Consider the following 17424-nt stretch of genomic DNA (forward strand, 5'->3'; position numbering starts at 1 on the left):
ACACCGCAGGTTGCAGCGCGAATAAATAAATGAACTTTATTCATATTAGGTCTTGCCCCGGGCGGCCGTCGCCCTCAAACTAAATGAACACCGTTCATTAATGTGACGCCCGTCTCACTGGAGTAGCCATGATCGAAATCACGTCCCTCGACACCCCGCCCTCCCTGGCCCGCACCGCCTCGTCCCCTACCGCGCCGTCCAGCATCGCGCCGTCCAGCACAACGCAGGCCAGCCGGCCGGCGCTGCGGGTCGGCGTCGTACAACATCGCTGGCATCCTGACGCCGCGGCCCTGCACGCAGAACTGGACGAAGGCATCGGGCGGGCTGCCCGGCTGGGAGCCGCCGTCGTCTTCCTCCCCGAGCTCACACTGTCCCGCTACCCCGCGGACACGCTTCCCGAAAATGACGCCGCCGGGGGCGGGACCACGCGCCCGCGGCCCTCGGACATCGCCGAGGACCTGTTCACCGGCCCCACGTTCCGCTTCGCGGCGGACGCGGCCCGGAAACACGGAATCTGCGTCCACGCCTCGCTCTACCAGAAGACGGATAATCCGGACGGCACTGACGACGGTCTGGGCCTGAACACCGCCATCCTGGTGTCCCCCGGGGGCGAACTCCTGGCCCGCACCCACAAGCTCCACATTCCCGTCACGGCCGGCTACTACGAGGACAAATTCTTCCGCCAGGGCCCGGACGGCGACGACGCCTACGAGGTCCATGCCCCCGCCGAACTCGGCGGCGCACGGTTGGGCATGCCCACCTGCTGGGACGAGTGGTTCCCGGAGCTGGCGCGGATTTACTCCCTCGGCGGGGCGGAGCTCCTGGTCTACCCCACCGCCATCGGCTCCGAGCCGGACCACCCGGACTTTGACACCCAGCCGTTGTGGCAGCAGGTCATTGTGGGCAACGGCATCGCCAACGGGCTGTTCATGGTGGTCCCCAACCGCTGGGGCAGCGAAGGCACGCTGAACTTCTACGGTTCCTCCTTCATCTCCGACCCCTACGGCCGGATCCTCGCCCAGGCACCGCGGGACGAATCCGCAGTGATTGTCGCGGACCTCGATCTCGACCAGCGCCGGGACTGGCTCACGCTCTTCCCCTTCCTGGCCACCCGCCGCCCGGACACGTACGGGCGCCTGACCGAACCGGTACGCGCCGACGCCCCGCTCGGCTCCTACACCAGCAAGGCCAACGCATGAACGCCTGGCGGATGCCGTCCGAAACGGCACCCCAGGACCGGGTCTGGATGGCGTTCCCCACCGGCGGCTACACCCTGGGCGAAACAGCGGCAGAAGCCCACGCCGCCCGCTCCGTCTGGGCCGCCGTCGCGAACGCCGTCGTGGAATTCGAACCGGTCACCATGCTGGTGGCGCCGGCTGATGTGCAGACCGCTGCGGACTACCTCCACCCGGACGTCGAGGTGGTCCCCGCCGCCCTGAACGACGCCTGGATGCGGGACATCGGCCCCACGTTCGTCCTCGACGACGGCGGCCGGCTCGGCGCCGTCGACTGGGTCTTCAACGGCTGGGGCGGCCAGGACTGGGCCGCCTGGGACAAGGATTCGCTCGTGGCGGCGGCCGTCGCGGCCCGCTCGGGAGCCAGCCACCTCGTCTCCGCGCTGGTGAACGAGGGCGGCGGCATCCACGTCGACGGCGAAGGCACGGTCCTCGTCACCGAGACGGTCCAGCTCGACCCGGGCCGCAACCCCGGGCTCGGCAAGGCCGACGTCGAGGCCGAGCTGGCCCGGACCCTCGGTGTCAGCCACGTCGTCTGGCTTCCCCGCGGGCTGACCCGGGATTCGGAACGGTTCGGCACCCGCGGCCACGTCGACATCGTCGCGGCCATCCCGTCCCCCGGCACCGTGCTGGTCCATTCCCAGCAGAACCCGGCACACCCCGATTTCGAGGTCAGCCGGGACATCATCAGCCACCTCGCCACCACCCGGGACGCGGCCGGCCGCGACTGGAACATCATCGAGGTCCCCGCCCCGGAAACCCTGACGGACGAGGAGGGTTTCGTCGACTACAGCTATATCAACCATCTCGTGGTCAACGGCGGCGTCATCGCCTGCACCTTCGGCGACCCGATGGACGAAAAGGCCTTGCGCATCCTTGGCGACGCCTACCCCGGCCGCAGGGTAGTCGGCATCGACGCCCGCGAGCTCTTCGCCCGCGGCGGCGGCATCCACTGCATCACCCAACAGCAACCGTCCGTCCCCCAGAAGACAGGTCAGCCATGAGTCAAACTATCGGCCGCGAAGACGGCATCACTACCGCGCCCGACGTCGTCGATCCGGCCGGTTCCAAGCACGGCATCACGGGCAAGGGACTCAAGGGCGGCCAGCTGGGCCTGCTCGCCGTCGTCGTCCTCGGCATCTCCTCCGTGGCCCCCGCCTACAGCCTGACCAGTTCGCTGGGACCCGCCGTCGGGGCCGTGGGCCTGCAGCTGCCGGCGATCTTCATTGTCGCTTTCATCCCGATGATCCTGGTGGCGTTCGCCTACCGTGAGCTCAACGCCGATTCACCGGACAGCGGCACCACCTTCACGTGGGCCACGAAGGCGTTCGGCCCGTTCGTCGGCTGGATGGGCGGCTGGGGCCTGCTGGCCGCCAACATCATCGTCCTGTCCAACCTGGCCGGCGTCGCGGTGGACTTCTTCTATCTCTTCCTGGCCCAGATGTTCAACAATCCCGAACTCGCGGACCTGACCTCCAACACGGCCGTAAACATCGTGACGTGCCTGGTGTTCGTGGCACTGGCCGTCTGGGTCAGCTACCGCGGCCTGCACGCCACCAAGCTGGTGCAGTACACCATGGTCGGATTCCAGGTCCTCGTCCTGGGCATCTTCGTCGTCATGGCACTCACCCACGCTGCCTCGGGCGACTCGGGCACCTCGATCGCCTTCAGCTGGGACTGGTTCAACCCAATGAAGATCGGCAGCTTCGAGCAGTTCGCCGCCGGCATGTCACTGGCCGTCTTCGTCTACTGGGGCTGGGACGTCTGCCTCACCGTCAACGAGGAAACCAAGGGCGGCAAGGGCACCGCCGGCCGGGCAGGAACCACGACGGCGGTCGCCGTCCTGGCCCTGTACCTCGTCGCGATCGTCGCCACCATGATGGTTGCCGGCACCGGAACCGACGGCATCGGCCTGAACAACCCGGACAACCAGTCGAATATCTTTGCAGCACTGGCCTCGCCCGTCATGGGCCCGCTGGCCATCCTGATGTCCCTGGCCGTGCTCTCCGGCACCGCGTCGTCCCTGCAGTCCACCATGGCCTCCCCCGCCCGCAGCCTGCTGGCGATGGGCCACTACGGGGCGCTGCCACCGCGTTTCGCATCCGTCAGCAAGCGGTTCGGATCCCCCGGTTTCGCCACGGTGATTGCCGGTGTGATCTCCGGCGGCTTCTATGCCGTGATGAAGGTGGTCAGCGAGAACGTCCTCAATGACACCATCATGGCCCTGGGCCTGATGATCTGCTTCTACTACGGCCTCACGGCGTTCGCCTGCACCTGGTACTTCCGGCACAGCCTGTTCTCCAGCGTCCGCAACTTCTTCATGCGGCTGCTGTTCCCGGTGCTGGGCGGCCTGGTCCTCACCGTGGTCTTCTTCCAGACCGCCGTGGACAGCTGGGCACCGGAATTCGGCAGCGGCTCGGAGGTCTTCGGGGTGGGCCTGGTGTTCATCCTGGGGATCGGCATCCTCGCCCTCGGCGTCGTGATCATGCTGGTCGCCGCGAAACTGCATCCGGGCTTCTTCCGGGGCGAGACCATCCGGAAGGACACGCCCGCGCTGGTGGTTCCGGAGTAGCCTCCCAGCAAGGACCCGCCGGCCCGGATGAGCCCGGAGCCGGCGGGTTTTTGCGTGCCTGCGTCGCCCGCCAAGCTGCCATTGCATGTTGAGGAACACCTCCCCGTGCTAGATTCACGCTGTCTGCATTTCCGCAGGCTCTAGCGCAGCCTGTTCCGGGCGCGGCAATTTGGGGGAAATTTTTATGCTGCTATTCGACCGCGTCCGGACTCTATCTATTCCGTTGATCCTGGTTGGGGTCATGATGCTCTCCCTGGCGCCGCTTGCCCCCGCATCCGCCGCGCCGGCTCCGATGATGGCGGTAGTTGCAGCGGCCGCCGCGCCGCTGAAGACGACCCCTGTGCCGACGGTCACGGGCAAAACAAAGGTCGGCTACACCCTGACCGCAGTCCCGGGCACCTGGGGTCCGGCGCCCGTCACCCTGAAGTATCAGTGGAAGGTCAACGGTGTCGTCGTCATCGGCGCGACTGACGCAACCTACAAACTTGCCGCGGCGCAGGCCGGCAAGGCCCTCACCGTCACCGTCACCGGAACGAAGGCCGGCTACACCACCGCCTCGAAGACCTCGGCCCCCACGGCAGCCATCGCCGCCGGCTCGCTCGGACCGGCACCGGTGCCGACGATCACCGGCATGACAAAAGTCGGCTACACTCTGACCGCGGTCCCGGGCACGTGGGGTCCGGCGCCTGTCACCCTGAAGTACCAGTGGAAGGCGAACGGCGTCGTCATCGTTGGCGCGACTGCCGCAACCTACAAACTAGCCGCGGCGCAGGCCGGCAAGGCCCTCACCGTCACCGTCACCGGAACGAAGGCCGGCTACACCACCGTCGCGAAGACCTCGGCCGGCACAGCTGCCGTCATGCCCGCGGGGCCTGGCGTCGACGTGTCCTGGCCGCAGTGCGGCAAAACCCTGCCCAAGGGCCAGAGCTTCGCGATCATCGGTGTGAACAACGGCCTGGCGAACAACACCAACTCGTGCCTGGCCACCCAGCTGTCCTGGGCCGCCACGTCCACCGGCGGGACCGGCCAGCCCCTCGTGGCCCTGTACGTAAACACCGGGAACCCCGGGACCGCCGGCTCGTGGTGGCCCATCAGCAACACCTATGCCGGGAAAACCGTGGCCAACCCGTACGGCACGTGCACCAAGGGCTCGGTCGGCACGGCCTGCTCCTACATGTACGGGTACGCCAAGGCCTATGACGACGCCACCATCCGCGGGGTCAAGAACCCGGCCTCCTACACTTGGTGGCTGGACGTCGAGACCGAAAACTCATGGTCAACGAACAAGGCCGCCAACAGAGCCGATCTGGAGGGCATGGCCGCCTACTTTGCCAGCATCGGCGCCAAAACAGGGCTCTACTCGACCGGCTACCAGTGGGCGCAGATCGTCGGCGCCGTGCCCTCGACCAGCAACCTTTACGCCCAGCGCAGCTGGCTCGCCGGCGCCAGCTCGCTGTCGAACGCCAGCAGCATGTGTTCGGCGGCGCCGCTGACGGGCGGCGGGAAAGTCACCATGGCCCAGTACATCTCCGGCGGCTTCGACTACAACAAGTCCTGCATCTGAGTTCCAGGCGCTGGCCAGCCGCGCCCGATTTCCGGGCATGAAAAACCCCTCCGCCCGGCGGAATCGCCGGAACGGAGGGGTTCGTTGGGGCCCCTGTCGGATTCGAACCGACGGCCCCCCGACCAGAAGGATTGCCCGGAAGCGTCCGCCAGATGGAGGGCCTTGCGCACCTACTGAGTGGGACTACTGGTCAACGTTTGTGCCGGGCGGCGCTCACGGCCCGACGTTCAGCAGTTCCGGGTCTGACTCTGTCTCGGTCTCCGTCTCTGTCTCTGCCCCCGTCCCCAACTGGCCGCTATTGCGACGATGCAGGTGCCTCTCCACCGCGAAACCTGCCAGACCAAGGAGCACGAAAACCACAATCACTGCGTAGTTCTGGTACCAGGGGGCTTCTGGCTGCCGCGGCCAGGCGATATTGACGATTTCGAAACCCAACCACGAGAGCGCGGCCACGTTCACTACCGGGCCAAGGACTCCCAGGCTGAACGGTCCGGCCTTCCACGCTCCTTTCAGCCGAACTGCCAGGGCGGCCAGCACTGGAAAGATGAATGCCACGTAGAAGCCGGCCGTCGCAAACGCAATGAGGGCGCCGTACACCTGTGATGCCGACAGGGCAAGAACAATCATTGACGCGACCGCAGAGGCCAAGAGGGCGTTGATGGGCAGTCTGTCTGTCTTGCTTAGGCGCCTCAGAATCTTGGCCGCAGGTAGGGCATCCAGCCTGGCGAAGGCGAAAATCGATCGGGATACAGCCGCCTGCAGCGCCACTGTCCCTGCGATGAATCCCAGGACGATGGTCACCAGGAGCGGTTTGGTGATTCCCTCGCCAAGGTTGGCAGTGAGGGTTTTCGTAATGGGGTCCGGGTCTGCCCCCGACATGGCAGCTCCAATATCCGGGATTGCGAGGAGCAGTGCCAGGCACGAGAACGTTATGACAGATGCCACCGTGACCAGGGACGTCAGTACCGCCCGCGGCACTTTGCGTTCGGGTGATCGAACTTCCTCGGCTATTGCGCCCGCACTTTCAAATCCCACGAACGACCATCCGATAATTGCCACGGCCGCCAGGAAAGGCCCAAAGACGTATGCGGTGGTGTCGGGTGCGGATCCGAAGGAGTCCAGGATGGTGCTGAGGGAATTTCGGCGATGGAAGATGATGAGTACTAATCCGACTCCCAGGCTGGCGATGACCTCGCACACGATGCTCACGGTCACCAGCAGGCTCAGCCATTTCCTGCCGGCGGAGTTGGCAACCGTACTGACCAACAAGATGAAGGCGCCCAGCATGATTTTCGTTGTCGTGTCAGGCTGTTCGATGCCGAGCAATGAGGCCAGAAAGGTGCCGCCACCGAAGGCTACAGCGGCAACTGTGATGATGAGGGTCCAGATATAGGCCCACCCCGCATACCAGCTGTAGGTGTGTCCGAGAAGGGACCTGGACCAAAGGCAGACCCCGCCGGCAACAGGCCAACGTGAAGCGAGCTCGGCAAGGACAGCCGCTACCAGGGCCTGGCCCAAGAGGACCACCAACAGACCCCACCAGAAGGCCGGCCCTGCGGCCATCAGGGCCAAGCCAAATACTCCGTACAAGCCGATGATCGGCGACATGAACGCAAACGCCAAAGAGAAGGAGGACCAGAACCCCATCTCCCGTTTGAGTTGGAGGGATTCAGGATTAGGCGGCTGTGTTGGACCAGGTACATCCGACAACAGCTTGGACCGGGAGTTCATTGCTATGAGCCTTCTTTCGCTGGGACGGTCTTAGGGTTGAAGCTTCACAACGTGCGGAGGGCGTGGCTGATGCGCAACCAAGGGCTTCGCCCTTGGCCTGTTGTGTTTTTGGGATCACCCAATGTTGGCTGTGTCGCCCGGGTCAGTAGTCCGGGGGTTCAGTAGTCCGGGTAGAGCTCCGCGGATGCGGTAACGGGGTTGAGGGGCTCGGCTATCATTTCCGGGTCGCCGAGGGCCGCGTCCGCGAGCGCTTCGCATGTCGAGAAGCGGACGTCGCCTCGTTCCAGCGCCGTTTCGATAACCGTCCGCAGGGCTTCCAGCCGTCCTGCCCGTCCAGTGAGAAACGGGTGGCACGTGAGCATGAAGAGCGCTCCGTGACGTCGCATTGCGTCGATCTCGTGAATCCACATGTCAGCGACCACCAGAGGCGACTGGATGATTTCACCGATCCTGGGTTCAGGAAGGAAGGCATACTGTTCCCAGTCGTCCAGGCTCCAATGCGGGGGAAGCTCCGCAAGCGTTCCTGCGGGGGTTTCAATGAGATACGGCACGTCCGCGTCCATCAGGCTGGAATCGTATTTGAGCCCGTACTCAGCTACCAGCGACGGCGTCTGCCAAGAGGGCTCCCACAGCGCGGCGCGGTGCCCCTTTGGAGTAATGCCGAAGCGCCCGAGTGCGGCAAGCGCCAGGTCGAAGTCGGCGCGTTCATCGTCGAAACTCATGTTCACCGCGGTCCGGTGAGTGTGTGAGTGGTGCGCGATCTCGTGCCCCGATTCCAGGACCTGTTCAACCATGCGGGGATATCGTTCCGCGGTTACCCCTGGAATGAAGAATGTCGCCGGCTGCTGGACCTCTTTCAACATTTGGAGAATCCGAGGAACCCCCACTTTGGGTCCAAACGCCTGGTGCGTCATCGCCATCGCGTTCCCGGCATAGCGGCGGCCGGCCGCCAGGATGGGGGACTCGGCGTCGACATCGAACGTCAACGCGGCAACGCATGCCGCCCCCTGCCTCCATCCTCCCCTTCCAAGGTCAGAAGTCATGGCCGGAGAGCCAGTCTGCATAATCGCCGAGGGCCCGCTGCAGCGGCCAGGCCGATTCGTAGCCCAGGTCCGTGGCCGCGGAAGCGATGCTGAAGTGGCCCTGCAAATCCAAGGTGGGATCCGTCCCGGGCCCGATCTCCACGGTGGCGTCCGGGAACGCCAATCGGACTTCTTTGACGACGTCGCTCAGTGTCCAGTATTCGCTGCCGGATATGTTATAAGCCAGGGGCCTGGCTGATGCTGTTTGCGGTGCCTGGACTGCTGCCAGCGCGGCAAGCGCGACGTCGCGGACGTAGACCAGGTTGTAGCGGTGATCGGCACCGTGGTCGAGCGAGAATGAACCGTCACGGACCACGCCGCGCATGATGTCCCGCATGATTTCGTCCATCCGATTTCCGGGTCCGTAAACCTGGCCGATGCGCAGGGAGATAACGTCGATGCCATACCTGTCGCCGTAGACTCGGCCGAGCCATTCCCCGGTAACCTTCGTGACGGCGTACGGCGTCGTGGGATTTACGGGCTCCGATTCGAGAACCACTGGCGCTGAGGTTTTTCCGTACACGCACTCGGAAGAGAAGAAGACGATCCGTTTGACGCCGTGGAGCCGTGCCGCCTCGAAAACCGCCACAGTTCCCTCGACGTTGGCAGCAAAGGTTGCCAAGGGAAAGCTCAGCGAATACGTCGGGTGGGATATTGCGGCGGTATGGACGATGGTGTCCACGTCGTGCTCCCTGAGGACCTCGAGGAGACGAGGGATATCGAAGAGCTCGCCCTGGACGGACACGACATCTGGGCGCGGCGCCTCGAGGAAGTCCCGGTTGTAGCTGACGGTTTGATGACCGGCGCCGGAGAGTTCGTTGACTATGTGGCGGCCGGTGAATCCGGCACCACCTGTGACCAGGACAGAGCTCATGTGATTTTGCCTTTCAGCGCGGGTGTTGGATGGGGGTCAATGCCCTAGCGGGAAGGTTGTCGTTCGACCACCGTCGACCACCAGGTTTGTTCCCGTGACATACGAGGACTCAGGACCCAGTAGCCACAGCGCCGCGGCTGCAATCTCCTCCGGCAGGGCGAATCGGCCAAGCGGTACGGAAGCTTCGTCTCGGGCTCTCTCTTCGTCGTTCGCGAACTCGGCCGCGAGCATAGGCGTATCCGTCGTACCCGGCGAGAGTGCGTTGACCCGGACGCCGGCGGGAGCTAGTTCGGCGGCCAAAGACCGCATCATCGAAAGCACGCCGCCCTTGGTGGCGGTGTACGCGGAGTAGCCCGTCTGGCCGACCAGTGACAGCTCGCTGGCAGTGCAGACCAGCGATCCGCCGCCGTTGGATGTGAGCGTTCGCGCCGCTGCCCTGGCGAAGTGGAAAGTGCCGGTCAAATTCACCTGGATCAGCCTTTGCCACAGCTCGTCGGACGTTTCGGCGATCGGCGCCACGCTGGAGATCCCTGCAGCGTTGAAGGCACCGCTCAGTGGTCCGAGTTCAGCTTCGGCCTGGGCGAAGGCGTTATCGACCTGCACGGACTCAGCCACGTTGGCTTCGATGAAGATCACAGCGCCCGTCAGCTGGCGTTTTGCATCATCAAGCAACCGGTCAGGCAGCCCTACTGCCGCAACCTTGGCACCGTGCGCCAGAAGGGCTCGAGTGGTCGCGAGACCGATGCCGGAGCTGGCTCCGGTGACAAGGTAGGCCTTGTCCTGAAAATGGCTCATGTCGTCTCTTCCCGCGTCGAAATTGGTGGTTAGCCCACGAGGGCCCGCGTGTGGTCGTTGAGGAACATCCCGCGGGGGTCGAACTCCCGGCGGATCTGGATGAAGGTGTCGAGCTCCGGGTAGAGACGCTCCAGGCGGCTTCTGGTCATGAAGTGGATCTTGCCCCAGTGTGCACGTGGCTCGAATTCCTGCAGCACGGCATCGGCATCCCGGAAAAAGGGCCAGTAGTCGGTCCCAGGTTCGGTGGTCAGCGTGATGACGGTGGTGTCGCGTCCCTGGAACTGTGACATGTAGCCCTCGTCGGCTTTCACCCAGCGGACCTCAACGGGGTACTTCTGATCGGAGTGCGTGGTGCGGATCAGGTCCTGGACAGCCTCGACGGCCGCCAGGCCGTGTTGGCTGGGAACGAAGTACTCGAGTTCGTGGAAGGGTGTGGTGAATCCGCCCGGGTAGATGCGGTACGACCGGTCCAGCCGGGCACCCTCCGTGCCGGAAATTTCCCGCTCGTCCTGGACGTCGGCGATGTTGTACCGCTTGGTGTAGCTGCGGTTTGCCATGCTCTGGCCCGGCGATCCGGGCAGGTCCAGGAGCTCACAGGAATCGTTGTCCGGGCACCAGAGGAACGAGTAGTGCCTGTTCCCGTCGATATCGGCCTGCCAGGTTGCCGCGGTCTCTGCCCAGGTGGGATACGTGATCTGCTCCTGCAGGTAATAGCGGTCCTCGACCGCCAGTTCGACCTCCAGGAAAATTCCGAGGGTCCCGAGGGCGACCTGGGCTGCCCTGAGTTCGCGGAGTTGCCCCTCACCGATTTCGACGATTTCGCCGTAGCCGTTGATCAGCCGGACCCAGCGCAGGGCTGATGAGAAGCTGCCCAGGTTCGTTCCGGAGCCGTGGGTGCTGGTCGCCAGTGCCCCGGCGATCTGCTGCTTGTCGATGTCGCCCTGGTTGCCCAGTGCCAGCCCCTGCTCCCACAGCGGATCGCCAAAGGCGTTGATGGTGGTGCCGGCCAGGGCCCGTGCGCGGCGCCGCACGAGGTCGGTTCCGGTGATTGCCGAGAGTGCGGACATGTCCATCAGGACGCCGCCCGTCTGAACAAGCGGAGAGGACGAATGCCCTGAGCCGACCGCGCGTACGGGCAGGCCTTCCCGGATGGCGAACCGGACGGCGTCGAGGGCCTCCTGTTCATTCCGCGGCCGGACGGTGAAGGCCGGCGTGGCGCTCTGGTTTCCGCCCCAATTGGTCCACGTTACGTCGGTTCCGAAGGGAGCGGACGGCGTTGCGGCACGGGCGGACGACGCGGCGTGGTGATGATTCGTGGTGGTCATTGCTGAGCTCCGATGCTGGTCTTAAGGCTCATGCGCCGTGGTTGATCATGACGTGCTTGGTGCGGGAGTAATCGTCCAAGGCGTACAGCGAGAGGTCGCGGCCGTAGCCGGATCCCTTGAATCCGCCCCAGGGAACCTCGCAGGCCAGCACCAGGTGCGAATTGACCCAGACGGTGCCGAAATCGAGTTGCTTCGGAACCCTGAGCGAGAGGCTCGAATCCCGCGTCCATACCGAGGCGGAAAGGCCGTAGGGACTCTCGTTTGCCCGGGTGATGGCCTCTTCAGTGGAGCGGAAGGACTCCACGGTGACCACGGGGCCAAAGATTTCGTGGGTAGCAATATGCGCCCCGGCCGGGACGTTGCTGATTACGGTGGGTTCAATGAAGTAACCGGGGCCTTCCAAGGCCGAGCCGCCGATGGCCACCTGAAGCCCCGCAGCCTTTGCCTCGGCAAGGGCTTCCTTCACGCGCTCGAAGTGCGGGCGCGAAATCATGGGACCGATTTCCACGTCCTCCCCTGCGCCCGGAGCGCCGACGACGAGCGTGCTGACTTCGCGTACCAGGTGTTCGGTGAACTCCTCGGCCACGGACTCGTGCACGAGCACCCGGCAGGCGGCGCCGCAGTCCTGGCCGGCATTCCAGAAGCCGGCGTTTCGCACGCCGGCGGCGGCCGCGCGGAGGTCGGCGTCGGGGAAGACGACAACCGGGGCCTTGCCGCCGAGTTCCAGATGGACGCGCTTGACAGACCTGGCCGCGGTCTCCGCCACGGCCTGTCCGCTGACGACGCTCCCCGTCAACGCAATAAGCGCCACATCAGGGTGTTCGGAGAGCCGCTGCCCGACGGTTCGGCCTTTTCCTGTCACGACGTTGAGGATTCCATCGGGGATGTGTCCGGCGACAAGCTCTGCCAGCTTCAGCGTCGAGAGCGGCGTCTGTTCCGAGGGCTTGAGGACGATGCTGTTTCCGGCGGCGAGGATGGGCGCGATCTTCCAGGCAGCCATCAGCAGCGGGTAGTTCCAAGGGGTGATGACGCCGACGACGCCGACGGGTTCCCTCAGGATGACCGAGGTGTGTCCGGTGGCGTAGTCGCCGCCTGCCATGGAGGTCAGTGTGCGGGAGGCACCGGCCATGAATCGGAAGGTGTCGATGGTGCTGGAGACATCGTCCTCCGCGACGGTTCGCGGTTTACCGGTGTTGGCGGACTCGATGATTTCGAAGGCTTCACGGTTGGCTTCAATGATGTTGGCGATCAGGGAGAGCACCTCGGAGCGTTCCTTCGGTGTCGTGGTGCCCCAGGACTTTTGTGCCGCCACGGCTGCTTCAACCGCGGCGTCCACATCCGCGGCCGTGCCGGCCTGAACCGACGCGATGACCTGTTCCGTGGTGGGGTCCACGACGTCGATCAGCCGGGTCGCGGAACCGGGGACAAACGATCCACCGATGAAGTGCCCCGTCGGAGGCAAAACGGGTGACAAGAAACTGGTGCTGCTTAGCTCCGCTGCAGAGCGTCGGACTGTGAACCGCTCGAGGTCAGTGAGTGTCATGATTTTTCGCCTTTGTTTCTGCGCCGATCGCGGCGCCGGGAGTTTGGTGTTGGGGGTGGCCGGTACGTGCCCGGGATGCGCGGAGCGGGCGTTACGCCCGCTCCGCCTCAATCAGGTCAGTTGCGAATGCGGGAGACTGAAAGGGGGCGGCTTCCGGCGTTTTCCGGAACACACGTGCCGCGAAGTAGTACAGAGGTGCAACAACCACCAGGCCGACAATCCAGGAGAGGTCCACGCCGTTCATCGCTGCGGCAGCGGGTCCTGTGAACATCGCCGTGGCCGAGAACGGAACCTGGATCAGTGCGCCGGCAACATAGGCTCCGATCGCAACCCAGTTGAACCTTCCGTAAACCCCGCCGTCGCGCTTGAAGAAGTCTTCAACCCGGTATTCGCCGTGCCGCAGGAGGTAGTAGTCGACCAGGTTGATGGCCGTCCAGGGAACCAGAACGTACATCAGGAAGGAGAGGAAGTTCGTGTAGAAGAAGATGAAATTGTCGCGGGCGAACAGCGCGATCAAGAGGGCGAGGGTGAAGATGAGGATCGCCGCTATGGTCCGCGTCTTGGCGTGGGGCAACCAGGCCGGCCTGAACGTCTGCCCAATGGTGAGGGTGCACAGGACCCCGCAGTAGAGGTTCATCGCGTTCGACGCCGCAACGCCGAGGCAGAAGATTCCGATGATCACCATGGTCCATGGCCCGAGCATGGCTCCCAGGCTCCCGACTATTTCGACGCTGCTGCCATCGTTGATCAGTGCCAGTGCGAGCGTTCCCACCAGGGCTCCCAAGACCATCGGGAAGAGTGTTCCCAAGACGCAGCCTGAGTAGGAGGCCCAGAACGCCGGGGCCGAGCCGGTGCCCTGGGGCATGTAGCGGGAGTAGTCAGAGACGTAGGGAGCGTAGGCGAGCTGCCAGAGCGCGGAGACCGAGATGGTGGCCATGAAGCCGACCCAGTTGAAGTTTCCCTGCTCCAGGAAGCTGGCCGGCAATCCGTAGACCGCCAGGATCCAGACGAAGGCCAGCACCAGCGCCAGACCGGCCACGACGCTCAAGAAGCGTGCATAGGCGTGGATGAGCCGGTAGCCGAAGATGGTAGCCACGACGCTCACGACGCCAATGACAATGATGCCCGCATCAACGCTGATGCCCGGGGTGACGGCGGCCAGTGCTTGGCCGCCAAAGACGAGGTTCGCCGCGAAGAAACCGACGTACATGATCACCACGATGACCACGATCAGCAGCGCCCCGTACGAACCGAACTGGCCGCGGGTCTGAATCATCTGCGCCACGCCCAGCTGCGGGCCCTGGGCCGAATGCAGTGCCATGAAGATGCCACCGACGAGGTTCCCAATGATGATTCCGACGATTGCCGGCACAAAGCTGAGCCCGAACACCGTCGTTGCGAGTCCCCCGGTCACGATTGTCATGATCATGATGTTGGAACCGAACCAGATGGTGAAGAGGTCCCGTGCTTTTCCGTGGCGTTCGTGGGCCGGGATGGGTTGAATGGTCTTGTCCTCGAGCCGGGGCACTTCGGCTGTGACGGCGTGGGTGGGTCGAGCGTTCATGATGCGTTCCTGGAGTTCATGGGAACCTCTTTGTTCTGTCCCGGCGCTTCGTCGAGCACGGGATCTGATGTATCAATCATTCGTGACTTTTGTCACAGTGGTAATCCGGCGATTGAATAGTTGCCGTAGACCTGTTCATACATATGTACAAATCAGGTGCGAGAGCCCAGCAGTTGTGGTTCAGACGGTGGCCGCTTGCAGCTCCTCGGTGACGTTGGCGGTGGCCTTGCTGCGGTTCACCATCAGTGCGAGGAGGTCAAAGACGAGCGTCGCCGCGGCGACTGTGGTGATGTCTGCGTGGTCATAGGCCGGAGCGACCTCGACGACGTCGGCGCCCACGATGTTGATGCCATTCAGTCCGCGGAGCAGCGCCAGCAGTTCGCGGGAGTGGAGCCCGCCCATTTCCGGAGTGCCGGTACCCGGGGCGTAGGCCGGATCCAGGACGTCGATGTCGATGGAGACATAGACGGGGGTGTCACCCAGCCGCTCCTTGACCCGCTGGATCGCGGCCGGAACCCCGATGACGTCCAGGTCCGAGCAGCGGATGATCTGGAAGCCGAACTGGTGGTCGCGAAGGAAATCGTTGCGGTCGTAAACCGGGCCCCGGATGCCGACGTGCATCGACTTGTCTTCGACCAGGAGGCCTTCCTCGAAGGCCCGGCGGAAGATGGTTCCGTGCGTGACCGGCTGGTCGAAATAGGTGTCCCAGGTATCCAGGTGTGCGTCGAAGTGGAGCAGGGCCACGGGGCCGTGGACCTTGTTCAAGGCCCGCAGCATCGGGAGCGCGATGGTGTGGTCGCCGCCGATGGAGATGAGCCTCTTGCCAGAGCCTGCGTCGCCAAGGAGCGGGAGGGCCTGCTCCTCGATCTCGCGGACTGCGCGGGCGATGTCGTAGGGGGTGCAGGCGATGTCGCCGGCGTCCACAACCTGGGTTTCGTAGACGGGCTCGACGTCGAGCTCCGGATGGTAGCCGGGGCGCAGGAGCCGCGACGCTTCACGGACAGCAGCCGGACCGAAGCGGGCGCCGGGGCGGTAGGAGGTACCGCCGTCGAACGGGACACCAACGATCGCAATGTCATAGTCCGGGACGCGGTCAATCTGAGGAAGCCGGGCAAAGGTGCCCAGGCCCGCGTAGCGGGGAACTTTTGTTGCGTCGACGGGGCCGATTGGCTTGTGCGTGGTCATGACTGGGGTCCTCCGGTTGCTGTGGTTTCAGTCGGCCTGGCAATTTCTTCCTGCGCCGGTTGAGGTCTATGCCTTAACTATTAGTGATCGGCGTCACGCGGTATATCCGCCGATTGACTACAAACAGCCGAGAGGCTTATACATATGTATAAGCGGCCTGGGGACGGCCTCCGGACTCATGAACAGGAACCGCGCATGGCGATCACCGTGGCCGAACTGCTTGCCGAACCCCAGCTGGGACTGAGCCTTCTGGCGGGCTCCGCCGGCCTGGGCAACCGGGTCACCTGGGCCCACACCTCCGACCTCCCGCGCCTGTGGGAATGGGTCACCGGCGGCGAGCTCATGATGACTAACGGGCTCTCCATTCCGGCCGATCCCGAGGGGCAGGTTGAGCTTGCCGAGGCACTGGTCAACGCAGGTGCGAGTGCCCTGGCGATCGGCGAGCAGATGCATGCCCCTGAACTCTGTCCCGAGTTCCTCGAAGCCTGTGACCGCTTGCCGTTGCCGGTCATCAGCATCCCCTACCCGCTTCCGTTCATCGCCATCGCACGTTCGGTCGCTGAGTCTTCGTTGCTTGAGGAGTCCCGCAGGCTGCGCCAGACGGCCCGTATTTATGACCTGCTGCGGCTGGCGGGTCCGTCTGAGGACAACTGGCTGGGACTGATCCTGGGTATCGAAGCTGAACTCGACGCCAGCCTCTTCGTCATTGATCGACGGTGCCTGCACGCCTGGCACCCCGGAGGCCAGCCGCTGCCGCCGGGCCTCAAACGGCAGCTTGAACCGCTGACCAGCAAGTCACCGGTGGCAAGCAAGAAGTTCCAGTGGCATCGCTTGGGGGAAGGCCACCTTCTGATGATGGATATTCCGACTCACGCCAATGCGCTTCTGGTGGTGCTGCCGAAATCCGAACCGCTCCCGGACGCGGTAGTACTGCTCCATGCGGCCACAGTCCTGGGACTCGAGCTGTCGCGGACGGTGCTGTCCCTCGAGAACCAGCGCCGGCTGGGTGCGGAGTTCCTTTTGCAGGCCTTTGACGGGCGCCTGGGCATAGCCGACATTGAAAGCCGCCTGCCTGAGTTCGGAATTCCGTCACGGGAATTCCTCATCATCTCTATGTCCAGCGACGACGGTGAGCGCCTGGCAGGGATCCACGTTGATCTCTGGCGACACGGCTACCCGACGGCGTGCCAGCGCAGATTCGACACAATCCATTTGGCCGTCGCAACAGACTGCACCGATGATCTGCTGCGACACACAGTTCCCTTGGACGTCAGGATCGGGATCAGCCGGCCTTCCACGGCCGCTGGTGTGCAGAGAGCACTTCAGGAATCAATGTGGGCACTTGGGACCGCATCAAGCACCGGCGAGCGGTTGGTCCGCTATGCCGAGGGACCTTCGTGGCTCGGGCTCACCAGCTTTGAGGAAGGCAACGCCCTGGTCCAGCGGCTCCTCGGACCCATTTTCGAGTACGAACAGCGGGAAAACGGGGACCTGATCGTCACGCTCAAGACGTTCCTCGACACGCAACGGTCCTGGCAGAAGACGGCGGCCGCCCTGTTCGCGCATCGGCAGACCATCATCTATCGCATCCGAAAGATCAGTGAGCTGACAGGCCTTGATATGACCGAAACCTCCACGCTGGCGCAACTGTGGTTTGCCCTGCAGATCCATGAAGCCATGGACCTGCACGACAATCCGCGGCGCCTGCCGTCGGCTGAGGTCAGCACTCCACGACGTTGACGGCGAGGCCGCCCATTGCGGTTTCCTTGTATTTGGAGCTCATGTCCTTGCCGGTTTCGCGCATGGTGACGATGACCTCGTCCAGGGAGACCCGGTGTGTGCCGTCGCCCCAGAGCGCCATCTTGGCGGCGTTGATGGCCTTGGCGGCGGCGATCGCGTTGCGTTCGATGCACGGGACCTGCACGAGCCCGCCGATCGGGTCGCAGGTCAGGCC

Annotated in this window: 14 protein-coding genes; 5 read left to right on the plus strand and 9 right to left on the minus strand. The window is 64.3% G+C overall.

Going from position 1 to position 17424, the window contains the following annotated elements; all coding sequences use genetic code 11:
• Positions 1–128: 128 nt before the first annotated feature.
• From C560_RS0116220 to C560_RS24020, 4 genes are all read left to right on the plus strand, one after another.
• A complete protein-coding gene (locus C560_RS0116220) occupies positions 129–1199 on the plus strand; it encodes a nitrilase-related carbon-nitrogen hydrolase (RefSeq protein ID WP_026538980.1) in 1071 nt (356 codons plus the stop codon).
• Positions 1196–2239, plus strand: a complete 1044-nt coding sequence (locus tag C560_RS0116225) for an agmatine deiminase family protein (protein WP_026538981.1) — start codon at positions 1196–1198, stop codon at positions 2237–2239. The genes C560_RS0116220 and C560_RS0116225 overlap by 4 nt, the downstream gene beginning before the upstream one ends.
• Positions 2236–3807 carry an APC family permease gene (locus C560_RS0116230; RefSeq protein ID WP_026538982.1) on the plus strand — a complete coding sequence of 524 codons (1572 nt, stop codon included), beginning with the start codon at positions 2236–2238 and terminating at the stop codon, positions 3805–3807. Before C560_RS0116225 ends, C560_RS0116230 begins: the two co-directional genes overlap by 4 nt.
• Before the next feature lie 184 nt (positions 3808–3991).
• Entirely contained in the window at positions 3992–5371 is a 1380-nt protein-coding gene (locus tag C560_RS24020; protein ID WP_155855812.1) for a hypothetical protein, read from the plus strand.
• Positions 5372–5584: 213 nt separating this feature from the next.
• On the opposite strand, the gene C560_RS22170 is transcribed toward C560_RS24020, so the two are convergent.
• From C560_RS22170 to speB, 8 genes are all read right to left on the minus strand, one after another.
• Positions 5585–7102: an APC family permease gene (locus tag C560_RS22170; RefSeq protein WP_081801744.1), complete on the minus strand. Its 1518-nt coding sequence runs from the start codon at positions 7100–7102 to the stop codon at positions 5585–5587.
• Between the two features lie 158 nt (positions 7103–7260).
• Positions 7261–8145 carry a polysaccharide deacetylase family protein gene (locus C560_RS0116245; protein WP_026538983.1) on the minus strand — a complete coding sequence of 295 codons (885 nt, stop codon included), beginning with the start codon at positions 8143–8145 and terminating at the stop codon, positions 7261–7263.
• Positions 8135–9058, minus strand: a complete 924-nt coding sequence (locus C560_RS0116250) for an NAD-dependent epimerase/dehydratase family protein (RefSeq protein ID WP_026538984.1) — start codon at positions 9056–9058, stop codon at positions 8135–8137. The genes C560_RS0116245 and C560_RS0116250 overlap by 11 nt, the downstream gene beginning before the upstream one ends.
• 36 nt (positions 9059–9094) lie before the next feature.
• A complete protein-coding gene (locus C560_RS0116255; protein WP_026538985.1) occupies positions 9095–9853 on the minus strand; it encodes an SDR family NAD(P)-dependent oxidoreductase in 759 nt (252 codons plus the stop codon).
• A 29-nt stretch (positions 9854–9882) separates the two neighbouring features.
• Entirely contained in the window at positions 9883–11178 is a 1296-nt protein-coding gene (locus C560_RS0116260) for a D-arabinono-1,4-lactone oxidase (RefSeq protein WP_026538986.1), read from the minus strand.
• 28 nt (positions 11179–11206) lie between these two features.
• Complete coding sequence (locus C560_RS0116265) at positions 11207–12721, minus strand: aminobutyraldehyde dehydrogenase (RefSeq protein WP_026538987.1); 1515 nt, start codon at positions 12719–12721, stop codon at positions 11207–11209.
• A gap of 91 nt (positions 12722–12812) precedes the next feature.
• Entirely contained in the window at positions 12813–14285 is a 1473-nt protein-coding gene (locus C560_RS0116270) for a purine-cytosine permease family protein (RefSeq protein ID WP_043423283.1), read from the minus strand.
• 180 nt (positions 14286–14465) lie between these two features.
• A complete protein-coding gene (gene speB / locus C560_RS0116275; RefSeq protein WP_026538989.1) occupies positions 14466–15470 on the minus strand; it encodes an agmatinase in 1005 nt (334 codons plus the stop codon).
• Between the two features lie 195 nt (positions 15471–15665).
• Here speB and C560_RS22175 point away from each other — a divergent pair, with 195 nt between their 5' ends.
• Positions 15666–17210, plus strand: a complete 1545-nt coding sequence (locus C560_RS22175) for a PucR family transcriptional regulator (RefSeq protein ID WP_043423285.1) — start codon at positions 15666–15668, stop codon at positions 17208–17210.
• Here the strand turns inward: C560_RS22175 and C560_RS0116285 are convergent.
• The coding region (locus C560_RS0116285; RefSeq protein WP_026538990.1) for an L-serine ammonia-lyase, iron-sulfur-dependent, subunit alpha at positions 17191–17424 on the minus strand (234 nt) is incomplete at its 5' end. The genes C560_RS22175 and C560_RS0116285 overlap by 20 nt on opposite strands.

It is taken from the genome of Arthrobacter sp. 9MFCol3.1 (assembly GCF_000620385.1).
GTDB lineage: Bacteria > Actinomycetota > Actinomycetes > Actinomycetales > Micrococcaceae > Arthrobacter.

What these genes read in the sequence shown, in the direction of transcription:
- C560_RS0116220 (WP_026538980.1), top strand. Translation starts at nt 129, where the DNA reads ATGATCGAAATCACGTCCCTCGACACCCCGCCCTCCCTGGCCCGCACC.
- C560_RS0116225 (WP_026538981.1), top strand. Translation starts at nt 1,196, where the DNA reads ATGAACGCCTGGCGGATGCCGTCCGAAACGGCACCCCAGGACCGGGTC.
- C560_RS0116230 (WP_026538982.1), top strand. Translation starts at nt 2,236, where the DNA reads ATGAGTCAAACTATCGGCCGCGAAGACGGCATCACTACCGCGCCCGAC.
- C560_RS24020 (WP_155855812.1), top strand. Translation starts at nt 3,992, where the DNA reads ATGCTGCTATTCGACCGCGTCCGGACTCTATCTATTCCGTTGATCCTG.
- C560_RS22170 (WP_081801744.1), bottom strand. Translation starts at nt 7,102, where the DNA reads ATGAACTCCCGGTCCAAGCTGTTGTCGGATGTACCTGGTCCAACACAG.
- C560_RS0116245 (WP_026538983.1), bottom strand. Translation starts at nt 8,145, where the DNA reads ATGACTTCTGACCTTGGAAGGGGAGGATGGAGGCAGGGGGCGGCATGC.
- C560_RS0116250 (WP_026538984.1), bottom strand. Translation starts at nt 9,058, where the DNA reads ATGAGCTCTGTCCTGGTCACAGGTGGTGCCGGATTCACCGGCCGCCAC.
- C560_RS0116255 (WP_026538985.1), bottom strand. Translation starts at nt 9,853, where the DNA reads ATGAGCCATTTTCAGGACAAGGCCTACCTTGTCACCGGAGCCAGCTCC.
- C560_RS0116260 (WP_026538986.1), bottom strand. Translation starts at nt 11,178, where the DNA reads ATGACCACCACGAATCATCACCACGCCGCGTCGTCCGCCCGTGCCGCA.
- C560_RS0116265 (WP_026538987.1), bottom strand. Translation starts at nt 12,721, where the DNA reads ATGACACTCACTGACCTCGAGCGGTTCACAGTCCGACGCTCTGCAGCG.
- C560_RS0116270 (WP_043423283.1), bottom strand. Translation starts at nt 14,285, where the DNA reads ATGAACGCTCGACCCACCCACGCCGTCACAGCCGAAGTGCCCCGGCTC.
- speB (WP_026538989.1), bottom strand. Translation starts at nt 15,470, where the DNA reads ATGACCACGCACAAGCCAATCGGCCCCGTCGACGCAACAAAAGTTCCC.
- C560_RS22175 (WP_043423285.1), top strand. Translation starts at nt 15,666, where the DNA reads ATGGCGATCACCGTGGCCGAACTGCTTGCCGAACCCCAGCTGGGACTG.